The sequence below is a fragment of the Psychrobacter sp. DAB_AL62B genome (assembly GCF_028895345.1).
Classification (GTDB): domain Bacteria; phylum Pseudomonadota; class Gammaproteobacteria; order Pseudomonadales; family Moraxellaceae; genus Psychrobacter.
In genome coordinates, this window is record NZ_SAXC01000004.1 from 78,319 (window position 1) to 100,076 (window position 21,758).

At 40.9% G+C, this 21,758-nt stretch carries 19 protein-coding genes; 2 read left to right on the top strand and 17 right to left on the bottom strand.

Annotated features, from left to right (window positions below; genetic code table 11):
* Positions 1-69: 69 nt before the first annotated feature.
* From ispG to EPB74_RS07580, 8 genes are all read right to left on the bottom strand, one after another.
* Entirely contained in the window at positions 70-1,185 is a 1,116-nt protein-coding gene (ispG, locus tag EPB74_RS07545; protein ID WP_079691138.1) for a flavodoxin-dependent (E)-4-hydroxy-3-methylbut-2-enyl-diphosphate synthase, read from the bottom strand.
* Positions 1,186-1,355: 170 nt separating this feature from the next.
* A complete protein-coding gene (locus EPB74_RS07550) occupies positions 1,356-2,174 on the bottom strand; it encodes a helix-turn-helix domain-containing protein (protein ID WP_274903636.1) in 819 nt (272 codons plus the stop codon).
* The gene (gene pilW / locus EPB74_RS07555; RefSeq protein WP_274903637.1) at positions 2,171-3,106 is read right to left on the bottom strand and encodes a type IV pilus biogenesis/stability protein PilW; all 936 of its coding nucleotides are present in this window, start codon (positions 3,104-3,106) and stop codon (positions 2,171-2,173) included. The genes EPB74_RS07550 and pilW overlap by 4 nt, the downstream gene beginning before the upstream one ends.
* Positions 3,107-3,329: 223 nt before the next feature.
* On the bottom strand, positions 3,330-4,559 hold the full coding sequence (rlmN, locus tag EPB74_RS07560; RefSeq protein WP_274903638.1) for a 23S rRNA (adenine(2503)-C(2))-methyltransferase RlmN: 1,230 nt from the start codon (positions 4,557-4,559) through the stop codon (positions 3,330-3,332).
* A 318-nt stretch (positions 4,560-4,877) separates the two neighbouring features.
* A complete protein-coding gene (ndk, locus tag EPB74_RS07565) occupies positions 4,878-5,309 on the bottom strand; it encodes a nucleoside-diphosphate kinase (protein ID WP_089555544.1) in 432 nt (143 codons plus the stop codon).
* A 392-nt stretch (positions 5,310-5,701) separates the two neighbouring features.
* Positions 5,702-6,166 carry a lysozyme inhibitor LprI family protein gene (locus EPB74_RS07570; protein WP_274903639.1) on the bottom strand — a complete coding sequence of 155 codons (465 nt, stop codon included), beginning with the start codon at positions 6,164-6,166 and terminating at the stop codon, positions 5,702-5,704.
* A 269-nt stretch (positions 6,167-6,435) separates the two neighbouring features.
* The gene (locus tag EPB74_RS07575; RefSeq protein WP_274903640.1) at positions 6,436-7,725 is read right to left on the bottom strand and encodes an adenylosuccinate synthase; all 1,290 of its coding nucleotides are present in this window, start codon (positions 7,723-7,725) and stop codon (positions 6,436-6,438) included.
* Between the two features lie 189 nt (positions 7,726-7,914).
* Positions 7,915-9,222: an ATP phosphoribosyltransferase regulatory subunit gene (locus EPB74_RS07580; protein WP_274903641.1), complete on the bottom strand. Its 1,308-nt coding sequence runs from the start codon at positions 9,220-9,222 to the stop codon at positions 7,915-7,917.
* A 519-nt stretch (positions 9,223-9,741) separates the two neighbouring features.
* Between EPB74_RS07580 and EPB74_RS07585 the strand changes: the two genes are divergently transcribed.
* Together EPB74_RS07585 and corA are read left to right on the top strand one after the other, a co-directional pair.
* Positions 9,742-10,131, top strand: a complete 390-nt coding sequence (locus EPB74_RS07585; protein ID WP_274903642.1) for a DUF2237 family protein — start codon at positions 9,742-9,744, stop codon at positions 10,129-10,131.
* 63 nt (positions 10,132-10,194) lie between these two features.
* On the top strand, positions 10,195-11,409 hold the full coding sequence (corA, locus tag EPB74_RS07590; protein WP_079691130.1) for a magnesium/cobalt transporter CorA: 1,215 nt from the start codon (positions 10,195-10,197) through the stop codon (positions 11,407-11,409).
* 255 nt (positions 11,410-11,664) lie between these two features.
* Here corA and EPB74_RS07595 read toward each other — a convergent pair whose 3' ends face one another.
* The 9 genes from EPB74_RS07595 to EPB74_RS07635 all read right to left on the bottom strand — a co-directional run bounded on the left by EPB74_RS07595 (position 11,665) and on the right by EPB74_RS07635 (position 21,687).
* Complete coding sequence (locus tag EPB74_RS07595) at positions 11,665-12,150, bottom strand: phosphate-starvation-inducible protein PsiE (RefSeq protein WP_446740031.1); 486 nt, start codon at positions 12,148-12,150, stop codon at positions 11,665-11,667.
* Positions 12,151-12,209: 59 nt separating this feature from the next.
* Positions 12,210-13,106 (bottom strand): bifunctional methylenetetrahydrofolate dehydrogenase/methenyltetrahydrofolate cyclohydrolase FolD, encoded by an 897-nt coding sequence (gene folD, locus EPB74_RS07600; protein WP_274903646.1) that lies wholly within the window; start codon positions 13,104-13,106, stop codon positions 12,210-12,212.
* 311 nt (positions 13,107-13,417) lie between these two features.
* Positions 13,418-14,107, bottom strand: a complete 690-nt coding sequence (locus tag EPB74_RS07605) for a sugar transferase (RefSeq protein WP_274903647.1) — start codon at positions 14,105-14,107, stop codon at positions 13,418-13,420.
* Between the two features lie 186 nt (positions 14,108-14,293).
* On the bottom strand, positions 14,294-15,448 hold the full coding sequence (locus tag EPB74_RS07610) for a glycosyltransferase family 4 protein (RefSeq protein WP_274903648.1): 1,155 nt from the start codon (positions 15,446-15,448) through the stop codon (positions 14,294-14,296).
* Between the two features lie 200 nt (positions 15,449-15,648).
* On the bottom strand, positions 15,649-16,632 hold the full coding sequence (locus EPB74_RS07615) for a hypothetical protein (RefSeq protein ID WP_254423158.1): 984 nt from the start codon (positions 16,630-16,632) through the stop codon (positions 15,649-15,651).
* 412 nt (positions 16,633-17,044) lie between these two features.
* Positions 17,045-19,003, bottom strand: a complete 1,959-nt coding sequence (gene asnB, locus EPB74_RS07620; protein WP_274903650.1) for an asparagine synthase (glutamine-hydrolyzing) — start codon at positions 19,001-19,003, stop codon at positions 17,045-17,047.
* A gap of 10 nt (positions 19,004-19,013) precedes the next feature.
* Positions 19,014-19,778, bottom strand: coding sequence for a hypothetical protein (locus EPB74_RS07625; RefSeq protein WP_274903652.1), 765 nt, complete (start codon positions 19,776-19,778; stop codon positions 19,014-19,016).
* On the bottom strand, positions 19,775-20,458 hold the full coding sequence (locus EPB74_RS07630) for a haloacid dehalogenase-like hydrolase (RefSeq protein ID WP_274903653.1): 684 nt from the start codon (positions 20,456-20,458) through the stop codon (positions 19,775-19,777). The genes EPB74_RS07625 and EPB74_RS07630 overlap by 4 nt, the downstream gene beginning before the upstream one ends.
* Positions 20,455-21,687 carry a glycosyltransferase gene (locus EPB74_RS07635; protein ID WP_274903654.1) on the bottom strand — a complete coding sequence of 411 codons (1,233 nt, stop codon included), beginning with the start codon at positions 21,685-21,687 and terminating at the stop codon, positions 20,455-20,457. Before EPB74_RS07635 ends, EPB74_RS07630 begins: the two co-directional genes overlap by 4 nt.
* Positions 21,688-21,758 lie beyond the last annotated feature (71 nt).

A 21,758-nucleotide genomic window follows, 5' to 3' on the forward strand; every position in this document is an offset into this window, starting at 1 on the left:
ATTATTGAGCGTTATTTTAATGGCTAACTTGCACTTGAATGATTTGTACTTATAAACCAAAACTGTCAATTATCTTACGCGAATGATTTCATTTTCACGTTTTTTTGCCAAGTCTTCTGCATGGGCACGCACCATGCTTTCTATCTCATCGACTAAGTTATCCGTATCAATCAGATGGCTTTTTTCGCCCATACGGTATACCAGCGACTTTGGTGCCGCACCAACAATACCGATATCGGCTTCTTTAGCTTCGCCCGGACCGTTCACTTTACAGCCAATCACTGACAAATTCATTGGCTCACGAATGTCTTCTAAACGTGATTCTAACGCCGTCATTACTCTAATCACATCAAACTCTTGACGTGAGCAGCTTGGGCAAGCAATAAAGTTAACGCCATTAGAGCGAATATTCAGCGACTTTAAGATATCAAAGCCGATTTTGATTTCTTCTTCCGGCTCTGCGGCCAATGAGATACGAATAGTATCACCGATACCGTCTAATAATAAACCACCAAGAGCGATGGCAGATTTGACTGCACCGGTACGATAGACACCGGCTTCGGTCACGCCTAAATGTAGCGGATTATCAATCTGTGCAGATATAAGGCGATAAGCATCCAAGGTCAAAAATACATTACTGGCTTTGACGGACACTTTATATTGATCAAAATTGAGACGCTCTAATATATCGATATGACGCATCGCTGACTCAAGCATCGCCGCGCCGGTTGGCTCAGTATATTTGCGCTGAATATCTTTTTCTAAAGAGCCGGCGTTAACGCCAATACGAATGGGGATATTATAATGCTTAGCACAGGCAACCACTTCGCGTACTTTGGCATCGCTACCGATGTTACCAGGATTGATACGTAAACAATCGGCACCGGCTTCAGCAACCGCTAAAGCAATTTTATGGTCAAAATGCACATCGGCAATTAAAGGTACGCTGACCAACTTACGAATTTCACCAAACGCTCTTACCGTATCCATCGTCGGGGTCGAAACCCGCATTAAATCCGCCCCTGCTTCTACGCAGCGCTCAATCTGTGCAACGGTTGCTGCCACATCACAAGTGTCGGTATTGGTCATGCTTTGCACACTAATCGGTGCATCGCCACCGATCGCAACATCACCGACATATATTTTCTTGGTAAGACGACGGTTAATAGGCGCTGACGTTGACATAAACAAACCCTTTCATTGGAACGAGAAGAACGGAAAATAAACGTAATTATAATCGTTTTAAAACAGCCATTCTTAGATAGTTGCTTTTAAACAGTTGCTTATAAAATTCACAGTAACTTAAAAACTGGTCACTTAAGAACTCATCACTTAAAAACTAACCGCTTAATACCTTAAGGGGCTAACTCAAAGCTGGCTTGACTACCAGTCGCATAGCTATTTAAAGCGATCGATTTTTGATTAAGCATTAAGCTGACATTATTGATATTATCAATCTGCACATTAAATGGTGGCATGCCTGAAAGTTGATAATCACCAGCCGCCTGAGAACCATTTATCAAGCTACTACCAGAGGCATCTGTGATACTAACGACAGCGGCATCCGTCAGCTTAACATCTAAAGTAGCAGGCGCTGTACTTGGATCGCCACCTAGATTTAGCGCCGAACCCGAAGCACCAACGCCTGTGGCATCCGTATTAATGGCCGCCCCTTGCGCTTGTTCTACCGCTGATATATCCTCGCCTGTCGATACTGGCTGTTCAGTGTTTTCTTTGCTCGCATTACTCACCATACGAAATAAAAAAATCGCTAAAATAATGACTCCGATGACCGCGATGATAAGTAACGGATTAAAGCGAATACGGTTATGCGTATCACGTTGCAAAGTACCCATAGGACGCAGTGGCGACTGAATATTACTAGGCGAACGCGACTTTAGCTCATTAGGGTAAGCGGCATCAAAGCTACTCGCTATTCTGACTGGGTCTAGACCCAAAAATTTGGCATAGTTAATCGCAAAACCACGGGCAAATGCTGCTTGTGGTAGCACAGCAAAATCTTCATTTTCTAATGCTTGCAAATGACGTTTTAAAATAAATAACTCAGCGGCCGCGTCCTCTAAGCTTACTTGCTTAGTTTTACGGGCTTGCTGCAACATGGCACCAAATGATCCCTGAGCGTTAGATTGAGTGTTTGATGATGGGTTGGTCATTTCCATGGTGCCTCTGGATTATTAAGCCAAGTCTTAAGTTGTTTTGCTTCATCGCTTAGCGGATAAGCGGATAAAAGTTGCTGTGCCAATTGCTGGCGCGTTGCTATGTTATTCTGCGCGGCGGCAAGTTTGATGCCTTGTAAGAGTAAACGTGGACTAATAACAACCCCCTTCACCAATATCAATGTCTCATCATAAAGCCTTTGTGCTTGCTGCACACGTTGCTGCTCGAGTAATAAATCAACCAACTCAATGTGAGCAATAATACTATTACGATTGCCCTCTAAGGCACGCAAAAAAGCTTTGGCCGCGGCTGGGTGATCGTTTAGCTGAAGGTAAGTACGACCTAAATTCTCTAACGCACCAATACGACCTTCATAGCCTAGCGCGGCGCCTGCAATCTCAAGCTGTGCTGCCGCCTCTTTGTAGCGCTTCATCTGCGACAAATAAACGCCATAATTATTATTTGCTTGATAAAACTCTTTATCAAAGGCAATGGCTTTTTTAAAGTACTGATCGGCTTTTTCAAGATTAAGGCGGCTGCCCTCTTGCTGCATCAAAACGCCCATCATATCATAGGCTGGCGCATAACGGCTATCGGCAGCCAAGGCTTTTTCGAGTTGACGCTGTGCTGCATCAAGCTCGTTTTTGCGAATATATTGTGCAGCAAGTGTCGTCCGAACGCGAGCAATTTCTTGCTGATCTAAATTACGATCATCATTCGGTCGCGTTGAAGTTTGATAAGGGGTGCCATTTAATAAATCATTGGTCGGTGTGCTTTGGCAGCCGGACATTAGCAGAGCACTCAGCGCACCTGCAAGCAAGACACACTGCCTATTATTAGCATGAAAGACTGTAGAGCCTAAGCGCTTTATCGCAGGAGAAAAAGAAGGTTGATATTTGAACTGATAAGAATTCTTAGAAGTCATCATGGTTACCATCATAAAACTGTGATTCAATGCGTTCGATCATCGAGGCATCAGTTTAATAGATTTAACCCACTTAAGTACAATTTAGTTGCTAATTAGCGGTTATTAATCACTATGGCTACATTTCTGTTACTATCAAGACGGAAAAATGATAGTTAAAGCGTGCTAAAAACGGTCAGTAGGCTTCTTTAAATTGTGCTTGAGCCCTTAGAATTAAATCTGTGTGCTAAATGTTTTCACGGTCTTTGATACTTTGCTGCCAAGCAGCTGAACGACGTGTTCTATCAGCTACTTGTCCAACCAATTGTCCACAAGCGGCATCAATATCATCGCCGCGCGTTTGACGAATGGTACAGACAAAACCTGCGTCACTTAATATATTGCTAAAGGCATGAATGCGATTATTGCTCGACTTATCATAGTCTGCATGTGGGAACGGATTAAACGGTATTAAGTTAATCTTACTTGGTAAGTCGCCTAACAAGGTTACCAATTGTTTAGCATGCTCATTACTGTCGTTGACCCCATCTAGCATCACGTACTCAATAGTAACGTGCTTTTTATGGCGCGGGTTTACGTCAAAAACGTAATTTCTCGCGGCCGCCATCAGCTGCTCTAGCGGATATTTTTTATTTATCGGTACCAATTCATTACGTAGCTCGTCGTTTGGTGCATGCAACGAGATGGCTAGCGCCACATCAAGCTCTTGTGCGAGCTCATACATCTTAGGAACCACACCTGACGTTGATAGTGTTACACGGCGCTTTGACAAACCGTACGCATGATCACTGAGCATCAACTCCATCGAACTGACAACGGGACGATAGTTCAATAACGGCTCGCCCATACCCATCATCACCACATTGGTGACGTTATTTTCCCATAAGCTATGATCAACGCCTTCTAAACTGTCGTTTTCATCAGTCATATAAGAAGCATTAGCAACCCACAATTGACCAAGAATTTCGGCTGCCGTTAAGTCACGCTCAAAGCCCTGCTTACCGGTACTACAAAAGCTACAATCAAGCGCACAGCCCACTTGCGATGAGATACACAAAGTCTTACGGCCATTCAGTTTGCTATCATCTGCTGGAATCAATACCGTCTCAACCAATGAGCCACCAGTGACTTCAAATACCCACTTACGCGTACCATCATCACTATATTGGCGATGAATGACTTTTGGCGGGATGACGCAGGCATTGGCTGACAGTTTATCGCGCAATGACTTGCTTAGATTGGTCATCTGTTCAAAATCGGTCACACCTTGCTGATAAATCCATCTGATAACTTGCGTCGAGCGAAACGGCTTTTCACCGATACTCTTAAAGTAATCTGCCAATTGCGCTTGGGTCATACCTAATAGATTGGTTTTCGCCTGCGTCTCATCTACCAATTTGATGCTTTTAGCAGTCTTGGCTGGGACATGTTGGACAGGAGTTTGAACAGTCGACATAATAAATAACCTTTTTGCATTTACTATTATAAGCGATGCAATTATTGAGATGGGCGTTGCTAGGCATACCCAATATATGAATGCATGAGCAATCCGTTATGAGTGCATTTTTTATCAGAAACCGATAACAACATACTGATAAGGGATTGATAACGCTAAGTAAAACCAATAATGAGGGAGAATAATTAAAATTTCAATAGATAGTCAGACTATTATAATAGCTAAAACGGCTTATACCAAAAGATATAAGCCGTTTCGCTACGCTAATTATTAATCAGCGCTATTGTTTATAATAGCCGCTGCTAATAAAAACTGGTATTAACGTGTACGTGCACACACTTCATCTTCATTGAAGAAGTAGCTGATTTCACGTGCCGCTGACTCAGCTGAATCAGAACCATGAACCGCGTTTTCATCGATGCTGCTAGCGAAATCAGCACGGATAGTGCCTTTGTCAGCGTCTTTTGGGTTAGTAGCGCCCATGATTTCGCGATGCTTAGCGATAGCATTTTCGCCTTCTAATACTGATACCAATACTGGACCTGACATCATGAAAGATTTTAAGTCATTGTAAAATGGTCGTTCAGCATGCTCAGCGTAAAAACCGCCTGCTTTTTCGTCATCTAATTGTTGCATTTTAGCAGCAACGATTTTTAGACCGGCTTGTTCAAAACGCTCATAAATAGCGCCGATATGGTTGCCGCCAACAGCGTCAGGTTTGATGATAGATAAAGTGCGTTCGATAGCCATGATGAGCTCCTAATAAATGATAAGTTAGATAATAAATACGTTATTTTATCTTTGATCGCCGTGCTGATACCTCTCATTTACGTATACCAATGCGGCATACATAACTCTCAGCGCGTGATTGTTGCCTATTATAATGATTGAGGCTATAAATGATAGGATTAATTTATGACCGTAGCTTGCATAACGGTAAATTTAGCACTTATTAATCGTTGATACGCTTCTATTTATAGACTATAACCTTTTCCATGTACGGGCATAAAACTTAGCAAAAATTGTTTATGAGCCTTATTAGAAAAAACCCCTAATATATAGCGTTAGGGGTTTTGATCAAATATGAATTTCAAGAAAGCCTAATCGCTAACCATTAGCTTTATAATACAACTGCTCTATCGCTACTCTCCCAAACGACTGTCACGACAACTGCCAGCGGCACATTCACGCACACGCTCATTTAAGAAGTTCACACGCTCCGTGGTTGTTCGAGTAGCACAGTTCATGTTGACATAAAAACCATCTTCATCATTATAACTACATCGATCATTGCGCTCACGCATCCAAGCAAGTTGTCCACGCTTTAACGTGGTTTTTTGTTTGGCATTTAAGCGTTTAGTTAGCTTTTCATATGAGTTATTAAGCTCTTTATCTGCTTCTAGATATACTTTGGTTAAGCAATATAAGCCGTCAAAGTCATTAATGGGTTTATCACAGTTTTGTGCACCCCAAGATAGCGTGGGTAACATAAAGGCAGCGGAAGCTAGCAGTATCAATGATAAATTACGAATAAACTGCTGGATAACATTAGTGGATTCATGGGTATTTTTTTTAGTAGCTCTCTTGGCTATAATATTGATTGTCATATTGTTTCTCCCTTATCGTTTGGACGTTGGTAAAATTCCTTTTAACCGCATAGTACTTCTTAAAAGACACATAATAGCTTTCAAGAAAAATAGCACTATTAAGCTTTATCTTAGCCTTTTTAGTGCCGTTTATCTTCATTTAATATAATTAAAAAATTAATAATATTTTATAGCGATTTATCAAAAAACTGACATAAAAAATCCCAATGCTGAGCACTGGGATTTTTTATTTAACTACAACAAGCTATTTTAGCGATGTCGTAAACAAATTATGCATCATACGGATCGCGTAGGACGATAGTCTCTTCGCGGTCAGGACCGGTTGAGATAATATCGATAGGACAATCAATCAAAGCTTCGATACGTTTGATGTATTTTTTGGCGTTTTCTGGTAAGTCGTCATAGTTGGTGATACCAACTGTTGACTCGCTCCAGCCTTCAAGCGTCTCGTACTGTGGCGTTACTGATTCGTAGAACTCAGCATCATGCGCACCAGCGCATTCAGTTTCTGGTAAATCGTAACCAACACCAATAAGCAGCTCTTCTAAACCGTCTAAGACGTCAAGCTTGGTCAAGCAAATACCGGTTAGTGAGTTTAATACTACTGCACGACGTAGAGCGGCGGCGTCAAACCAACCACAGCGACGCGCACGACCAGTTGTTGCACCGAATTCATGACCAACTTTGGCTAAATGCGCACCAACATCATCAAACAACTCTGTTGGGAATGGACCGCTACCGACACGCGTGGTATAAGCTTTAGTGATACCTAAGACATAATCAAGATATAACGGACCAATACCAGTACCAGTTGATACACCACCAGCAGTCACGCTTGAGCTGGTCACAAACGGATAAGTACCGTGGTCGATATCAAGTAGCGTACCTTGTGCGCCTTCAAACATTAAGTTCTTACCAGCACGACGCAATTGGTCGAGCTCTTCGGTCACATCCGTAACCATGCCTCTGATTGCTTCTTTCCACTCTTTACAAAGCTTAAGCGTCTCATCAAAATCAATCGCTTCAACTTTATAATATTGAGTCAGTTGAAAGTTATGATATTCGATTAAGTTATGCAGCTTTTCTTCTAAATCGTCACGGAATAAGTCCGCAAGTTTGATCGCACGGCGCGCAACTTTGTCCTCATAAGCAGGCCCAATACCGCGACCAGTGGTACCGATTTTACCGCTACCGCGCTTGGCTTCACGAGCTTGGTCGAGTGCCACATGATATGGCATGATAAGTGGGCAGTTAGGTGAAATGCGTAGACGCTCACGAACCGGCACGCCATTATCTTCTAGACCTTTCATCTCTTTTAGCAAGGCATCTGGTGCGAGCACTACGCCATTACCGATAAAGCAAGTCACGCCTTCACGTAAGATACCTGATGGAATCAAATGTAAGACGGTGGTTTTGCCATCGACAACTAATGTATGACCAGCGTTATGACCGCCTTGAAAGCGTGCAACTGCTGAAGCTTTTTCAGTAAGCAAATCAACGATTTTACCCTTACCTTCATCGCCCCATTGGCTACCTAAAACTACGACATTCTTACCCATGATTAATCCTTACCTTTATGTATTGAGGTGTGTGCAATAATAGTTTAAAAATAACATATCAAAACTAAAGTAATGCTAAAAAATGATACTTTTTCAGCTGTATGTTTCTTGGCGACTTAATAACTGAATGATTTTTATTTAAATAGCTTCCAGATCTAAATAGCTTCTAGATTCAAACAACTTCTAAGCTTAAACCGCTTCTAGCTGCCATTGACTAGCTATAAAGCTTAAACGATGTGTCAACCCCACTGGCATATCTTCTGCACTTAATGGCATAGTGACGCGATAGCCTTGTTGACGCAAGCTTATCACTTGTTGTAATAGCAGCTGCATCTGTTCGTGGTCCAAACTACTTAATGCATTGTAGTCGACCAGCACGACGGTTGGCGCTTCAAGCTGAGTATGAGCAAGCAAACGGCTAACATCCATACTAAAGCCTGTGGCTTCACGCGGCTGATTACTGGCCAATTGATTGCCGCTTTTCATTCCATCGAAACGCCCGCCACGTACCAGCGGCTGGGTCTCGCTATTGATATAGCCATTGAACACAATGCCGGTATGATAGTGATAGCCTGACAGCTCTGTGACATCGATGCTCACAGGACACTGCCACTGTTCTTGCAAATGTGTTTTTAGACATTGTAACTCATCGATAGCGGTTACAATTTCGATATCTTGCTGAGCGTTATCTGACAACTTCGCTAATAAGTTTACAATATCATGACCAAAGCGTGCTAAGGCATAAAAGTCATTACCCATCGGCAATGCTTGGCAAAGCTGTTTAAGCTCAGGTAGATTTTTATTGGCATAAAGATGCATCAATTGCTCAGTGTCACTATCAGACAATTCTGCTAATTCCGCTAAACGCTTAAATATGGCTACATGACCTAAATCGACGTGCAGTGCAGCACTCATATCCAAGCTATTGATCATACTAAACAATACATCTATCAGCTCAATATCGGCAGTCAGTGACGCACAGCCAAATATCTCAGCGCCTAATTGTAACGGTGTACGTGAGCCAAAAAGTCCTGACGGCAAAGTATGAATCACATCGCCTGCGTAGCAATAACGTGCGATACCGTCGCCACCATGATGCGCATCAATACGCAAAATCTGCGGCGTAATATCAGCGCGTATGCCCATTAAGCGACCGGTTAGTTGATCGATAATCTTAAAGGTTTGACGTTTTAAATCCTCTGAAGCACCGCTTAATAACGATTCGGTAAACTCAATCATTGGCGGACAAACTAATTGATAACCATGCGTGATAAGCTGCTGTGTCAATTGATACCTAAGTACTTCTTGCTTATGCGCATCTTCAAACAGCACATCAACCACCCCGTCAGGCAGCAACCAGCTATTAGCAACTTCGCTAGCAAAGCTACTTAGATAGGGTAAGCGATTAGATACAGCGTTATTATCAGCAGGCTGAGTAGCCGCTTGCTTTGTAGGGTTTGACAGGGCAGGTTTTGCAGAATCAGAACTGGCAGACACAATAAATCCTTGTTTGGCGTATCGCTTACCAAAAAACGCGGTACTGATGCGGTACTTAAAGGTTATATTTACAATTGCAGGGATGATAGGCGTTTTTTATTTTTAACGCGCAACATCACTGACCCAATTATTTATAAGCAAACTAGGTAACCGCAAAAAGGTGAGTAATTAGTATAAGTTAGGATGATAAGATGTCTATCTTTATGTGCTCAAAAATTATGATAAATAATCAAGGCACTTTATGCTTTAGTTTAGCATAGCAGCCAAGCTTCGCCTAGTGACAATTAACCACAATCGTCATCTAATTCACTTTCGGATTCTATAAAAACGTTACTCAGGTAATCGATTTATCTCAGTGTAGTCCATATGCTTTAAAAGAAAATACAGTGCTGTTGAGATAAATTTCTATTTTAGGATCAACCTTTTTTTAGGACTAAGATATTGCAGTGTATGTGGTTGAATAACGCCTTCGAAGTCGACTCATGTTACACTAGCATATATTTTTATCTCGGAAGCCTTATGTCATCTGATTATCATCCAAATCCAGCCATCAATCAAACCAATGTCCTCGGCACTGCCCTAGCCAGCTGTTGTTTTGACCCGCTTACCGGCTATTATCGCAATGGCTTTTGTCATACCGGCAACCATGATGTCGGTCAACATACGGTTTGCGCCAAGATGACCAGTGAATTTTTAAACTTTTCAGCCAGTCATGGCAACGATCTTATCACGCCCCTACCTGAATATGGTTTTGCAGGCTTACAACCTGGTGATTACTGGTGTGTCTGTGCGCTACGTTGGGTTGAAGCATTAGACTTGGATATGGCTCCGCAGATAAAGCTTGAAGCCTGTCACGAGAGCTTGCTAGACCTCGTCGATATTGATACGTTAAAACGCTTTGCGCTGTAATTTACATCAGTTGCATAAGCTATTTTTTATATTTATTTCTCTACTTAGGCTAAAGGAGAGGGTATGAACCAAGATGACGACTTGATTGTCAAAACAACAACGCGTATCACACCTGAGTCTAATGTCCGTCTTATTGACGCCACTATCAGAGATGAGCATGCCTATTTAGACAATTATGACAGCTATATCTACGGCGATGCGGATGCGACGGTCGAAGACACCATTGAGACAATGACCGTCTATGATCCAGACTCTGAGCGCTATGAAGATATTGAGCCGTTAAGTGCGAATGAAGTGGTCAATTGTTATGCTTATTCACGTAAAACTGGTGAGCAGCTAAACAAAATAGCGCTCAGGGATGTCAGTCGGGCCTTGAGCAATAGCGGTCAGTTTATTTGGCTGGGTCTTTATGAGCCTAGCCTACAAACGATTTCTGAGGTAAAGGAAGCTTTTGATTTACACGAGCTCTCAATCGAAGATGCCTTTGCTGATCATCAACGCGCCAAAGTTGAAAGCTATGATAATGATACGATATTTGTGGTATTGCGTACCGCTAAGCTTGAAGGCAATGTCATACGCTACGGTACCACAGCGATATTTATGGGTAAGAACTATCTGATTACGATTCGTAATGGTCCTTCGAATTCCTATGCGCCGGTACGCGAGCACTGTAATCGCCGCCCTGAAAAACTACGTATGGGGCCTATTTTTGTCTTGCACGCTGTGATTGACTTTATCGTCGATAATTATATGCCCGTAACCGACCGCTTAGGTAGCTATCTACGTGAGCAAGAGCGTAATATTTTTACTTACGAATTTAATAAAGAAACGCTTAGAAATTTGTATGAATTAAAATCACAGTTGGTACATATGCGTGCGGTTATTTTACCCGTGCAAGATATCTGTAGCTTCTTTATTAATCATCAAAAAAGCGATCTAGTCTCACCATTTTCGCACGCTGCAAAACCTTACTTTCGTGACGTCAATGACCATTTATTACATTCTTTAGATGCCATCAACGGGCTTAACGAGATGCTGAGCGTGGTAATGAATACCTATCTGGCTATGGTTAATATGGGACAGAACGAAGTGGTTCGCAAACTTGCCGCTTGGGCAGGTATTTTAGCAGTACCGACAGCAATTGCCGGCATCTATGGGATGAACTTTGACTTTATGCCCGAGCTACATTGGCAATATTCTTACCTTGTCATCATGCTGGTTATCGGCTCGCTATGTAGTTATCTATACTTTAACTTTAAGCGCTTAGGCTGGTTATAAGTTAAAGTCAGCCCTAAATAAAGTAAGTACAAATATTATAACGCGCTACTGGTATAAATTTTCCTTGCTTGCTGTGCCTGCTCAGACAGAGGCGGCGCAAAACCTATCTCAGTAGCACCGTATTTTTTTATAGTGGATCGACTATAACGCATAAAACAAAAAAAGAGTTACCCATTGGGCAACCCTTTTTTGAGTAAATGATTTATATCTACCCAGCACTTTATATGATGTTAATAAAAACAATCATTCAAGATACTACTTACTATCTACGCTAGGCAGATGATGCTCAGTACTGGGAACTTGATGGTCGTCCAGATAATCTTCTGGTCGCCCAAACATTTTAGCTGTCCACGTTAGTATGACAATGGAAGCGCTGAGTACCATAATGGCAAAAGAAATCGTTGCCAATAACCAAAGATGAAAGTTATCCGACACGGCTTGTACATCGACCACTAAATGTCGTGACAAGGCTGTAATAGCGATAAATATTAAAAACTGTACCGGCAAACGATGGGTTTTAAAATAAATACCAATCATCGCCAGCAGCTCAAGATAAATAAAGAGTAATAAGATATCTTTTAAATCTGCCGAGCCTTTTTGAAAAATTACAAAGAACTCTTTGCCCGCTGTCCAAACCACCACCACACTGATTAAGAATAAAATAATATAGTGGCAGATATCGACAAACTCTCTACCGATATATTGTAGACGTTCATGCATGCCCATATTTGGTTTCAGTATATTGGCATCTTTTGCTCTACTAATTTCCTGCTCAGACCGCTGCTCTGATAGTAGTTTCATCAGCTGCTTACGCTACCGTCTAAACCAGCTGATTTTTCAGCAGCATCGACTGTTTGGCGGATAAGGGTATTGATGGTCATTGGACCGACGCCGCCTGGTACCGGCGTATAAGCACTGGCGATATTTTCTACGCCTTGCAATTCGATATCACCAACGCCGCCATTATCGGTTGGATGGAAGCCTGCATCGATAACCACAGCACCTGCTTTAATCCAATCAGCTTTAATCAACTCAGGTACGCCAACTGCGCCAACAACGATATCGGCACGTTTAATATGAGACTCTAAATCTTGCGTTCTTGAATGGCAAATAGTCACCGTACAGTTAGCATTCAATAGCATCATTGCCATTGGTTTGCCCAAGATGGCACTGCGTCCTACGACCACGGCTTCTTTACCTGACAGCTCGATATTATGATGTTCTAGTAAATGCATGATACCTTGCGGGGTACATGAGCCATAAGCGGACTGCTGCATCGCCATGCGACCAAAGCCAAGACAGGTCACCCCATCGACGTCTTTTGCCAAGTCAATCTGCTCAAAGCAAGCACGCTCATCGATGTGCGCAGGTACTGGATGTTGCAGCAAAATACCATGGACGTCTGGATTGCTATTAAGCTCGTCTATCTTAGCCATAAGCTCTTCAGTAGTCGTCACACTTGGCATCTCAACCCGTATAGAATCCATACCAACACGTTTACAAGCATTGCCTTTCATCCGTACATAAGTCGCAGAAGCAGGATCGCCACCGACCAATATCGTCGCTAGGCTTGGGGTACGTCCAGTTTTATCCTTGATGGCATCTACGCGTGTGCGTAGTTGCTGTTCTATTTGTTTAGCAAGGGCTTTACCGTCCAAAACGGTGGCGGACTCTTGGCCAGTAGACGCAATAGACATATGAACTCCAATCGAGGGTGCGATAAAAAAAGTAAAGACAGCGCCGCAAATACTTACCTGCCTGTCTTATACTTGATCAATTCTTTTTGATCGTCAATTAAGGGTGTTATTGTACCTGTACAGGCTAAAAAATCCTAGCGCCCTGTTAAATGGTAATAACTAAAAAGCAATAATATGAGCATAAAAAAAGTCAGTCTATCAAATAATGATAGACTGATTTATAAATTTTGAAAGCTGATGTTTTTTTAGGGTTTACAGGCAAAAAATGAACTACCCACTATTTTTAAAGCGATGAGTAGTTCATTATCAAACTAAATATTGGTATCACGCTCTGAAAAGTGTCTATTAAGACATCGACAGCTTAACAGGCTTCTTCTAACTCTAGCGTTGATAACTTTATAACTTTGTTGCCTATTACCCGTAAATCGACTCATTGTAGCTTCTCCTTCTGCACAAATACCGTGCATAGTAATAACTAGCCTCACTGTTTTAAGTAATATTTGAACATCTAACCACATCGATCGATTATCAACATACCAAATATCAAGCTTGAAACGTTTTTCCCAACTGATGCTATTACGACCATTGATTTGAGCGTAACCAGTGACGCCTGGTTGAACTAAGTGCCTCCGAAACTGCTCAGTATTATATAGTGGCAGATATTCCATAAGCTGAGGACGCGGACCTACTATACTCATTTCTCCTTTAAGCACATTCCATAGCTGAGGTAGTTCATCGAGACTACTGGCCCGAAGTTGCTTACCAAAATCTGTAAGACGAGCCTCATCAGGCAAAAGATTACCTTCAGAATCTTTATCATCGCTCATTGTCCGAAATTTAATAATCTCAAATGTCTTTCCGTCAAGGCCAGACCGAGATTGACGAAATAACACTGGGGCTCCAAAGTTCTTCCTCACTTTGTATGCCACCAAAATATAAATAGGCAACAGTAAAAATAAGGCTATTAGAGCAATAGTGACATCGAATACTCTCTTAAGCATTTTTAAATCTCCTATGTAAAGCAGTTCACGATATACCCAGACCCGTAATACACTTATATATGCTTTATTATAAATATATAAATTCTTATAAACGAATATATAAGACAAAGTAGTTGCTAAGATAAAAATAATTAGACTTTGTATTTCTTAAAATGTTACTTCTTAAGTTCGTTTAGATATCAAAACTTACTCTAAGCCCATCTCCGCTATCATATGAGCGTTTACCTTTCTAACGTCATACTTATCTACCGCAATACCTCTAGAAGCCAATCCCATTTGTTCATAAAGATTGGGATGCTCTATGAACTGACGCATGGCATCTATTAACTCATTAACGGCTTGGACGGGAACTAGATAACCATTTATACCATTGGTCACCGGCTCCCTACACCCAGGAGCATCCGTCGTAATAATAGCTCGTCCCATTGACATGGCCTCTAACACAGAGCGTGATGTGCCCTCGCGATAAGACGGCAATACATAGACTGAACTGGACGCTATGGCAGGGCGAACATCTTTAAGCTGACCCCAATAGATGATGTCGCCATCTGCTATCCATTGATCTAATTGTGCTTGTTCAATGGCTGCTGGGTTTTCATCTATCGAGCCTACTAGATGAAATTCGGCATCAGAATATTCTCTCTTTATCTGTTTGGATGCTTCGACATATTCCACTATACCTTTATCTTTGAGCAGTCTAGCAATCAACAAAAAGGAAGGCTTGACGCCACCTGACTCATTCCTAGGTAATGGAAATACATTGAAGTCATTTAAATCCACCCCTGAGCCGTTCACCACTACTGTGGGAATGATTGGCTGAACTATATTTAGTTTTTTTAATAAATTTAAGTCATCGTTATTTTGAAAAAATACCTTAGAAGACTTTGCTAATGCTTGTTGGTAAAGCGCATGTACAAATTTTTGAAAAATGCTACGCTTGTTGGTTTCTTCTACTTGCTGAAAGGTATAACCTAATCCTGATATCAACACAAAACGATAGGGCACTCTGGCCAGCCATGCTGCTAATGTTCCATACACCACAGGCTTTACAGTGTAAGAGAGTACATATTCTGGTTTAATTCTATTTAATATCCGATAACTATGAAAAAAAGTTTTTATATCTTTAATTGGGTTAGTTCCGGTTCTTTGCATAGCAATCTGATGGACATGATATCCACGATCTATAAGCTCATTATGGTCTGCAGTATATTTCTCTAAATCAGGAGAAACGACGTGTATCTCATATCCTAATTGAGCAATGGACTCCAAAAGCTTGCCTCTGAAATTCAATACATGAGGCAAATAATTAGAAAATATTAGAAACCTTTTTCTCTTAGGCATAATTTTTCAGCTTAGTTATTTAAATCGTATAAAAAGAATAGCCATGAATATCATTATTAATACTGAAAACTAAAATTCGACTCAAATTATATTTATATATTCGCATATATGAATATACTATAGGTAATTTTCATACTAATTACAATAGGAAGACATAAATAATTTATATTTATACCTTTGAGAGAGGTGGTGAAGGATTTTTACTGATTGATTTTAGGAAGTGGGTTCTTATTTGGAAGTTTTTTATTAGGAAATAATGTGCGAATTTCGCAGTCAGCACATACGAACAGTACATATATAATAAAGAATGGATATCTATAACGAACAGCTGTTCCATAGTTAAATACAACTAAGCCATATACAGACATGGATAACGCCATAAATAATAACCAAAAAGCAAGCTTGTCAGGACTTTTCATCCAAGCTTTACGTGTTATCAGAAATAAAATAGCAAGTACAAATAAATTCTCAAATGACTGAATCAAAGGTAAGAGGCCGCTCGCTTCCCATATAAATGGTTTAGACAAGAAGTAAACACCCGACGTCAAACCTTCAACAACAAACTCTCCTGCGCCAGAAATAAGCATGATTTCTTCAGCTTTTCCTCCATCTTCTACAAACATAGCCGCCCTAAAATGATTAATTTGAGGGATAGCTATTGGAGCAGAAATAAGCAATCCAGCTAGACTAATCAGGCTTATAATTACTGCTTTTGCTAACCCCATACCCTTTTTGGCCACATTGAAAATAAAATACATTAGAACAATAGGACCTAAAATAAAAAAGTTCTGGAATTTAATTAAGTATAAAGGAATAATAAATAAAATGCTTTTAAGGATCTTAGACTCACGGGCATAAACAACAGTTAGCACCATAAAAAATAGAATTAGAGTTTCACGCAAGCTTAGAGCTGTGTATAGAGCCATGCTTGGAAACAACAGATAAAACCATATTGATACTTTTGTAAAAATATTTTTGACATACAAAACGAAGAACAAAACGATATAGAGAAAAGTATTATAGAATCCTAGACTAATAGGAGAAACTGGAGATGGAAATGGTAACAGTGCAAGCATAGCACTGGCTTGAAAGACATTATCACCACCTGTGAATGCTTCAATCAAACCCAGTTCTCCAGATCTTATCGCATTCACGCCCTCCCAGTACCTAAACTGATCGCCCATATATGAAGTACTAAACAATACGTCATTTAGAATGAAAGGAAGCAAACAGTGTAAAGCAAGGACTACTTGATAATTGGAGGGAACCTTAAACTTGTATCCGACAGTAACAATTAGCAACCAGCATATCAGCAGACTAGGTAACTCAAAAAGTCTGATACCTAAAAATCCATACGTATAAATCCAACTTAGGTCTGACATTAGTTTGTCTCTATATTTTTAATAAAAAATTAAAATTACATGTCTGTTTTGGCTACTATTAAGGGACTGTTGTGATTAGCATATTGGGCATTATTCTAATTTAACCTACTGGCTTTGTACGGCTATGTCTTAAAAGGTGTCATGCTGATTGTAGTCTAATAATTGCATACATTCAAAAAAATAAATATAATCATAATTTTGCTGTCCATATAAATCATTGGGTCTCAAGCCAGGCTTGGAACATTAATATATTCCATAGTTGATCTTGATGATTATATTTGCCACTCAGGTGTTCTGTCCACATCATACGTATGGGTGCGGGATAAAAATAACCTTGCTGTAGTAACAGCTTTTCATCTAATAATGCTTCAGCCCAATCCCGTAATGAACCACGCAACCAATCGTGTAAAGGTAGGCTAAACCCCATTTTAGGCCGTTCAATCAATTGGCGAGGGACATGACGAAATAGTACCTGCTTCAGCAACCACTTACCTTCCCCATTACGTATTTTGTAATCCAATGGCATTTTCCAGGCTAATTCAACAATACGATGATCTAGCATCGGCACTCGCGTTTCTAGACTATTAGCCATAGCAGCGCGATCAACCTTTACCAAAATATCATCAGCCATATAAGTCTGTGCGTCCATAGCCATCATCGCATGTTGAAAACTATCTGTTTTCGGCCAACAATTTATGTCGCTTATCAAAGTACTAGGTTCTTTTGCACCTATGACTAACTTCTCAGGCTGCTGCCAATGACTGGTCAATGACTGGTAAAAGTCCTGTTCACTATCAATATTTAGCACACCTGCTAGCTTGTGAGCCTTATCACCAGGAGCGCTCAACCGAAATCTTTTAGGGAGAATAGGATTAAGCGTTGTGAACATAGCATCCCAGCTCTTGGGTGCTAAAGCAGTCAGTGTCGTCGACGCCAATCTTCTCATTGATCTAGGCAATTTACGATTTTTATTCCAAACTTGCTGAGCCATGAGGTAGCGATTATAGCCTCCAAATAGCTCATCACCCCCATCACCACTTATGGCCACCGTCACATGCTGACTTGCTAACTGACTGACTAAAAAGGTCGGGATTTGTGAGCTATCTGAAAATGGCTCACAGTATATAGACGATAATTTCGGTATCACTGATAAAGCATCTTTAGGGGTTATATAAAACTCAGTATGTTCAGTACCAATGTGCTTGGCCACAGCCTTTGCATGCGTTGCCTCGTTATATCCTTCATCCTCAAAACCAATAGTAAAAGTCTTAATTGGCTGCTCGCTTTGTGCTTGCATTAATGCAACTACTGTACTGCTATCTATACCACCGCTTAAAAAAGCACCAAGTGGAACGTCTGATTGCATTTGACTGCCGATACTCTCCACAAGTGCTGATTCTAAAATATCAACTGCTTGCTCTGGACTGCCAGTAAAAGGATCTTCTAGCCCTGTTTCAGCTACAGTATTAAAGCTCCAGTAGGCCTTGGGTACCGCTATTTTAGCTGTTTCCAATTCTGCTAAAGGCAATTGTAACCAATAACCAGGTCGCAACTTTTTAATGCCTTGATAAATACTATAAGGAGCAGGAATGCAGTTGTGACGCAACAGTAAAGTGATTGAATCACGATCAATATCTGCTTTGAACATAGGGTGTGCTTTCAAAGCCTTTAATTCAGAACCAAAGAATAAACTATCGTCTTGCCAACCCCAATATAAAGGTTTTTCACCCATCCTATCCTTAGCTAGAGTCAGTAGTTTTGTTTGCTTATCCCATAGAGCAATGGCAAACATACCTACCATAGCTTGTAGTGTTTTCTCTATACCCCAAGCCACGAAACAAGCGAGCATGGTCTCTGTATCTGAATGCCCTCTCCATTCGAGTAAGAAGCCTTCTTGATTAAGCTGTTGACGTAGTTGCAGATGGTTATATATCTCACCATTAAATACAAGCACATATCGTCCACACACAGAATGCATGGGCTGTGCGCCTGCAGGCGACAGCTCTAGAATGGCTAAACGCCGATGACCAAGCGCTAAGCCAATAGTTTCATCCAGCCAACTATCGCTAGCATCTGGACCTCTATGATAAAGAGTATCATTCATCTGAGCGATACAACCACGCATGTCTATATTACTTGATGAGTTTTGGCGAAAACCAACAATACCACACATTAAATACTCCTTAGTCTAGATGACCGTGACGTAACCAACTGCTACCGGCAGCTGCTAAAGCGATAATAGAATAAACAGCACAAAGCAGAACAAAACCACGAGCTTCATCGTAAGGAGCTAATGCTAAAACTCCAGTCAAAGGCATTAAAAAAAATACCAGTCTAAAACGAATTCTTTGACGACCAGGCATCTTTAGCAAGCCTTTACTATCAAGATAACCAAAAAGACGGAAAGCTGCATAACTGATACTTGCTGCTAGGGCGATACCCATTCTATAACGATCTTCTACCACAAATATGACTGGTGCCATAAATCGAAACCAGGCTAACCAAAGAAAGGTTGCCACCTTGAACTCACGATCAACAAAAATATTATGAAGAGCAAAGACGATGGATAAAGCTAAAAAGAAACTCCACCATGCCAATACCTCTTGCATATTTAGTAGAACAGTTAATGCTATAAAAGCCATTATTCGAAAAGCAATCCACGTGAAAACCCACATACTAGGCGCATTTTGAGGACCGCGTCGACGACCATCTTTCTCTTTACGTGCCGCGAATAAGTCATTTACAAGATAGCCGATCTCATACAAACTGATAAATGCAAAATATACTAGGATAGCCTGTATCAAAGCTTGAAACGGTGGTAAATTACCAAGAGCCATAACAAGTATTGCCGCACTTAGCCACTCAAATAGAGCATGAAAAACCCAACTTCCATTACGCAGACGAGTATTATAGAAGTAACTAAATGGCAATATATATAACATATTCATTGGTTTAGCCTTATATAAGTAGCGGTTAATCCTGCCCAGCGCTCCTTATGTGACGCTTTATGCAGAACCACATAAGCTCTCTTTGCACCACTTAGTAACTCTTGATCTGTAATATTGTCACTGATAGCATCATAAAAGCTGCTACTCAGGTCATTACCAATAAGATCACTTAATGCTTGTAACTTTAATCCAGTTAAGTCACTTTTATAACGACCTGTTAAAACACCGTCACTACTCTCAAGCTCACTAGCAACAAACCTTACACCCAGCTGCTTTGCCAGTGCCGAAACGATGGGTTGTAAACTGGCAGAAGCCAATATTATGTGTTTGTCTTTTATCGCAGGTGTAATGACACTCCAAACAGCAGGGATTTTTCTATTATCCAATAACCACTGTGCATAAAATTCTGCATTTAATTCGAGAGAGCTGACTGTATCGTCTTTCATCATTCTGACGAGTAGGTGCTTTAAAACATGTTTACCAGTGAGACGTTCAATCACTGCTACTCCTAATCGAAACGGACTACGATGTGCGGTCAAAGCACGAAACATTGGCAAACGCCATTGACGTTCAGGCTGCTGAGAAAAATGCACTCTGAGCAGGCCTAATGTTGTATCGTCATAAACCAATGTGCCACAAACATCTGTAATAAATAACCTAGCAGCTGAATCATCGGTCATAGTGAATGCTCCAGCTGCTCGTAAACCTTTTTATAACTTAACTCTGCAACATGAAGATCCAATTCGGCTTTAGCTCGCGCGCGTAGATTGTGTCCTCCCATCTTCTTAAGACTATCAAGTGAGGATACGATATCAGATAGGCTATCAGGCTCATCCAGATTTATAACTGCCCCGGCTTTTAGCCTAGCAGTCATAGTATCTATGTCACCAATTCCAGCATTACTAACTACCGGCACCCCTACCGCCAGCGCTTCTGCCATTTTAGTAGGTGAGCTCGCTATTTTTGAATAAGCAGGCTTAATGAAACTAAGCATTAAGTCAGAGCAGCCTATGTAAGAAGGCACTTGGTCACGGGTGGCTTCATGGACATGTATACGCGTACGCAAATGTGACAAGCCAAGAGCACTTATTAATGACTCATGCTCTGCTCGCCAATCTTTAGTAATCAATAAAAAGTGTACATCTTCTCGCTCAGTAGCTGCTTGGCCGAATAGTTGTAGCATTTCGTCTAACATATACCAAGTCCCCAAAGAGCCTAGGTATGAGAGTACAAAAGCATTTTCAGGTAATCCTAGCTCCTTACGAGTAAGAATACGCTGCTCAGCGGTAGGCAAGCTAAAATGCTCAAAGTCTGCACAGCAAGGAATCACTGAAATGGGAGCAGACATATCTGGGGATAACTTATACAGTTCAGGTACTACTCGTTCTGTGAGAGCCACAATATGACTAGCGTTCAAAAGAAGGCTGCGTTCTACACGCTTATAAAGTTTAAATATTGAAGCGTCAATACTGTTATCTAGCTTCCAAATATCACCATCGACTCTTTCGTTGACCCAAAGGCCGCGCATATCAAACAAGACCTTTACTCCTGTAAGCTTACGCAGTAATGCTCCAACCTGCATGGCTTGATAGCTTCGGCAATGGATCACTCCAAAACGATGTTTAAGCTGCAAATATAGAGCAACTTCATACATGCGAGACAAATCCCAAAGCTTGCCTAACCTACCGAAACGCGTAGTGAAAGACAAAGGTGTCCATCCTATGCCAGAACTAGCCAACTCTGCTTTTAATAACTCACCACCAGCCTTAAAACGTTCAGGTTTTTCATAGCTTAAGATATATAAAGGACGAGGATGCTGACGGATACTATATAAATACGGTAGTATTTGGCTACCACCTAAAGGATCTAGCAAGCCATCATAAGAGATAAACAATACTGAGTTATTCATAGATACTCCGGCATATTTTTGAGGTATATATAAAGCTAGGCATACTATATTAATAAACACATAAAATTAAT

Coding starts and splice junctions, on each gene's coding strand:
- ispG (WP_079691138.1), bottom strand. CDS start 1,185: ATGTCAACGTCAGCGCCTATTAACCGTCGTCTTACCAAGAAAATATAT.
- EPB74_RS07550 (WP_274903636.1), bottom strand. CDS start 2,174: ATGACCAACCCATCATCAAACACTCAATCTAACGCTCAGGGATCATTT.
- pilW (WP_274903637.1), bottom strand. CDS start 3,106: ATGATGACTTCTAAGAATTCTTATCAGTTCAAATATCAACCTTCTTTT.
- rlmN (WP_274903638.1), bottom strand. CDS start 4,559: ATGTCGACTGTTCAAACTCCTGTCCAACATGTCCCAGCCAAGACTGCT.
- ndk (WP_089555544.1), bottom strand. CDS start 5,309: ATGGCTATCGAACGCACTTTATCTATCATCAAACCTGACGCTGTTGGC.
- EPB74_RS07570 (WP_274903639.1), bottom strand. CDS start 6,166: ATGACAATCAATATTATAGCCAAGAGAGCTACTAAAAAAAATACCCAT.
- EPB74_RS07575 (WP_274903640.1), bottom strand. CDS start 7,725: ATGGGTAAGAATGTCGTAGTTTTAGGTAGCCAATGGGGCGATGAAGGT.
- EPB74_RS07585 (WP_274903642.1), top strand. CDS start 9,742: ATGTCATCTGATTATCATCCAAATCCAGCCATCAATCAAACCAATGTC.
- corA (WP_079691130.1), top strand. CDS start 10,195: ATGAACCAAGATGACGACTTGATTGTCAAAACAACAACGCGTATCACA.
- folD (WP_274903646.1), bottom strand. CDS start 13,106: ATGTCTATTGCGTCTACTGGCCAAGAGTCCGCCACCGTTTTGGACGGT.
- EPB74_RS07605 (WP_274903647.1), bottom strand. CDS start 14,107: ATGCTTAAGAGAGTATTCGATGTCACTATTGCTCTAATAGCCTTATTT.
- EPB74_RS07610 (WP_274903648.1), bottom strand. CDS start 15,448: ATGCCTAAGAGAAAAAGGTTTCTAATATTTTCTAATTATTTGCCTCAT.
- EPB74_RS07615 (WP_254423158.1), bottom strand. CDS start 16,632: ATGGGCGATCAGTTTAGGTACTGGGAGGGCGTGAATGCGATAAGATCT.
- asnB (WP_274903650.1), bottom strand. CDS start 19,003: ATGTGTGGTATTGTTGGTTTTCGCCAAAACTCATCAAGTAATATAGAC.
- EPB74_RS07625 (WP_274903652.1), bottom strand. CDS start 19,778: ATGAATATGTTATATATATTGCCATTTAGTTACTTCTATAATACTCGT.
- EPB74_RS07630 (WP_274903653.1), bottom strand. CDS start 20,458: ATGACCGATGATTCAGCTGCTAGGTTATTTATTACAGATGTTTGTGGC.
- EPB74_RS07635 (WP_274903654.1), bottom strand. CDS start 21,687: ATGAATAACTCAGTATTGTTTATCTCTTATGATGGCTTGCTAGATCCT.